The sequence below is a fragment of the Streptomyces roseochromogenus subsp. oscitans DS 12.976 genome (genome assembly GCF_000497445.1).
GTDB classification, from domain to species: Bacteria; Actinomycetota; Actinomycetes; order Streptomycetales; family Streptomycetaceae; genus Streptomyces; species Streptomyces oscitans.
Genome location: NZ_CM002285.1, coordinates 4,023,697 through 4,027,076, shown reverse-complemented (window position 1 = coordinate 4,027,076; position 3,380 = coordinate 4,023,697). Strand labels below are relative to the sequence as shown.

General features: G+C 57.5%; 1 rRNA gene. It reads left to right on the top strand.

Features of this window, described 5'->3' with window-relative positions:
• Positions 1-236: 236 nt before the first annotated feature.
• Positions 237-3,358, top strand: a 23S ribosomal RNA gene (locus tag M878_RS67105).
• Positions 3,359-3,380 lie beyond the last annotated feature (22 nt).

Below are 3,380 nucleotides of genomic sequence, written 5' to 3'. Positions count from 1 at the left end.
GCTCATGGGTGGAACGTTGATTATTCGGCCGGGATCCTGGGTCGGAGGCTGCTAGTACTGCTCGTCAGAGCGTGGAACGCATGATCTTCGGACGGGGCCTGGCCGGGCACGCTGTTGGGTGTCTGAGGGAACGAACTTTCCTCAGTCGCCGGCCCCAGTGCACTCGGACCTGTTGGTTCGGGGTGATGGGTGGCTGGTCGTTGTTTGAGAACTGCACAGTGGACGCGAGCATCTGTGGCCAAGTTTTTAAGGGCGCACGGTGGATGCCTTGGCACCAGGAACCGATGAAGGACGTGGGAGGCCACGATAGTCCCCGGGGAGTCGTCAACCAGGCTTTGATCCGGGGGTTTCCGAATGGGGAAACCCGGCAGTCGTCATGGGCTGTCACCCTTGTCTGAACACATAGGGCAAGTGGAGGGAACGCGGGGAAGTGAAACATCTCAGTACCCGCAGGAAGAGAAAACAACCGTGATTCCGGGAGTAGTGGCGAGCGAAACCGGATGAGGCCAAACCTACGACGTGTGAGACCCGGCAGGGGTTGCGTCGTGGGGGTTGTGGGATCTCTCTTCCACGGTCTGCCGGCCGTGGGGCGAGTCAGAAACCGTTGATGTAGGCGAAGGACATGCGAAAGGTCCGGCGTAGAGGGTAAGACCCCCGTAGTCGAAACGTCAGCGGCTCGTTTGAGAGACACCCAAGTAGCACGGGGCCCGAGAAATCCCGTGTGAATCTGGCGGGACCACCCGCTAAGCCTAAATATTCCCTGGTGACCGATAGCGGATAGTACCGTGAGGGAATGGTGAAAAGTACCCCGGGAGGGGAGTGAAATAGTACCTGAAACCGTGTGCCTACAAGCCGTGGGAGCGTCGGACATCAGCTTGCTGGTGTCTCGTGACTGCGTGCCTTTTGAAGAATGAGCCTGCGAGTTTGCGGTGTGTTGCGAGGTTAACCCGGGTGGGGAAGCCGTAGCGAAAGCGAGTCCGAACAGGGCGCTGTAGTAGCACGCTCAAGACCCGAAGCGGAGTGATCTAGCCATGGGCAGGTTGAAGCGGAGGTAAGACTTCGTGGAGGACCGAACCCACCAGGGTTGAAAACCTGGGGGATGACCTGTGGTTAGGGGTGAAAGGCCAATCAAACTCCGTGATAGCTGGTTCTCCCCGAAATGCATTTAGGTGCAGCGTCGTGTGTTTCTTGCCGGAGGTAGAGCACTGGATAGGCGATGGGCCCTACCGGGTTACTGACCTTAGCCAAACTCCGAATGCCGGTAAGTGAGAGCGCGGCAGTGAGACTGTGGGGGATAAGCTCCATGGTCGAGAGGGAAACAGCCCAGAGCATCGACTAAGGCCCCTAAGCGTACGCTAAGTGGGAAAGGATGTGGAGTCGCACAGACAACCAGGAGGTTGGCTTAGAAGCAGCCACCCTTGAAAGAGTGCGTAATAGCTCACTGGTCTAGTGATTCCGCGCCGACAATGTAGCGGGGCTCAAGCGTACCGCCGAAGTCGTGTCATTGCAGTATATAGCCCCAACGGGTGCTGTGATGGGTAGGGGAGCGTCGTCTGCCGGGTGAAGCGGCACTGGAAGGTAGTCGTGGACGGTTGACGAGTGAGAATGCAGGCATGAGTAGCGATTCACACGTGAGAAACGTGTGCGCCGATTGACTAAGGGTTCCTGGGTCAAGCTGATCTGCCCAGGGTAAGTCGGGACCTAAGGCGAGGCCGACAGGCGTAGTCGATGGATAACCGGTTGATATTCCGGTACCCGCTGTGAAGCGTCAAACATCGAAACAGGCGATGCTAAGTCCGTGAAGCCGTTCCGGACCCTTCGGGGAATGGAAAGTGGTGGAGCCGACGGACCAGACTTGCAGTAGGTGAGTGATGGGGTGACGCAGGAAGGTAGTCCATCCCGGGCGGTGGTTGTCCCGGGGTAAGGGTGTAGGACGTTGTCCAGGTAAATCCGGGCAGCACATAGTCTGAGACCTGATGCCGAGCCGATTGTGGTGAAGTGGATGATCCTATGCTGTCGAGAAAAGCCTCTAGCGAGTTTCATGGCGGCCCGTACCCTAAACCGACTCAGGTGGTCAGGTAGAGAATACCGAGGCGTTCGGGTGAACTATGGTTAAGGAACTCGGCAAAATGCCCCCGTAACTTCGGGAGAAGGGGGGCCATTCCTGGTGAGAGGACTTGCTCCTCGAGCTGGGGGTGGCCGCAGAGACCAGCGAGAAGCGACTGTTTACTAAAAACACAGGTCCGTGCGAAGCCGTAAGGCGATGTATACGGACTGACGCCTGCCCGGTGCTGGAACGTTAAGGGGACCGGTTAGCTCACTTTCGGGTGGGCGAAGCTGAGAACTTAAGCGCCAGTAAACGGCGGTGGTAACTATAACCATCCTAAGGTAGCGAAATTCCTTGTCGGGTAAGTTCCGACCTGCACGAATGGCGTAACGACTTCTCGACTGTCTCAACCATAGGCCCGGTGAAATTGCACTACGAGTAAAGATGCTCGTTTCGCGCAGCAGGACGGAAAGACCCCGGGACCTTTACTACAGTTTGATATTGGTGTTCGGTTCGGCTTGTGTAGGATAGCTGGGAGACTGTGAAGCCCGTACGCCAGTGTGGGTGGAGTCGTCGTTGAAATACCAGTCTGGTCGTGCTGGATGTCTAACCTGGGTCCGTGATCCGGATCAGGGACAGTGTCTGATGGGTAGTTTAACTGGGGCGGTTGCCTCCTAAAGGGTAACGGAGGCGCCCAAAGGTTCCCTCAGCCTGGTTGGCAATCAGGTGTTGAGTGTAAGTGCACAAGGGAGCTTGACTGTGAGACCGACGGGTCGAGCAGGGACGAAAGTCGGGACTAGTGATCCGGCGGTGGCTTGTGGAAGCGCCGTCGCTCAACGGATAAAAGGTACCCCGGGGATAACAGGCTGATCTTCCCCAAGAGTCCATATCGACGGGATGGTTTGGCACCTCGATGTCGGCTCGTCGCATCCTGGGGCTGGAGTCGGTCCCAAGGGTTGGGCTGTTCGCCCATTAAAGCGGTACGCGAGCTGGGTTTAGAACGTCGTGAGACAGTTCGGTCCCTATCCGCTGTGCGCGTAGGAGTCTTGAGAAGGGCTGTCCCTAGTACGAGAGGACCGGGACGGACGAACCTCTGGTGTGCCAGTTGTTCTGCCAAGGGCATGGCTGGTTGGCTACGTTCGGGAGGGATAACCGCTGAAAGCATCTAAGCGGGAAGCCTGCTTCGAGATGAGGACTCCCACCCACTTGATGGGGTAAGGCTCCCAGTAGACGACTGGGTTGATAGGCCGGATCTGGAAGCCAGGTAACTGGTGGAGGTGACCGGTACTAATAGGCCGAGGGCTTGTCCTCAGTTGCTCGCGTCCACTGTGTT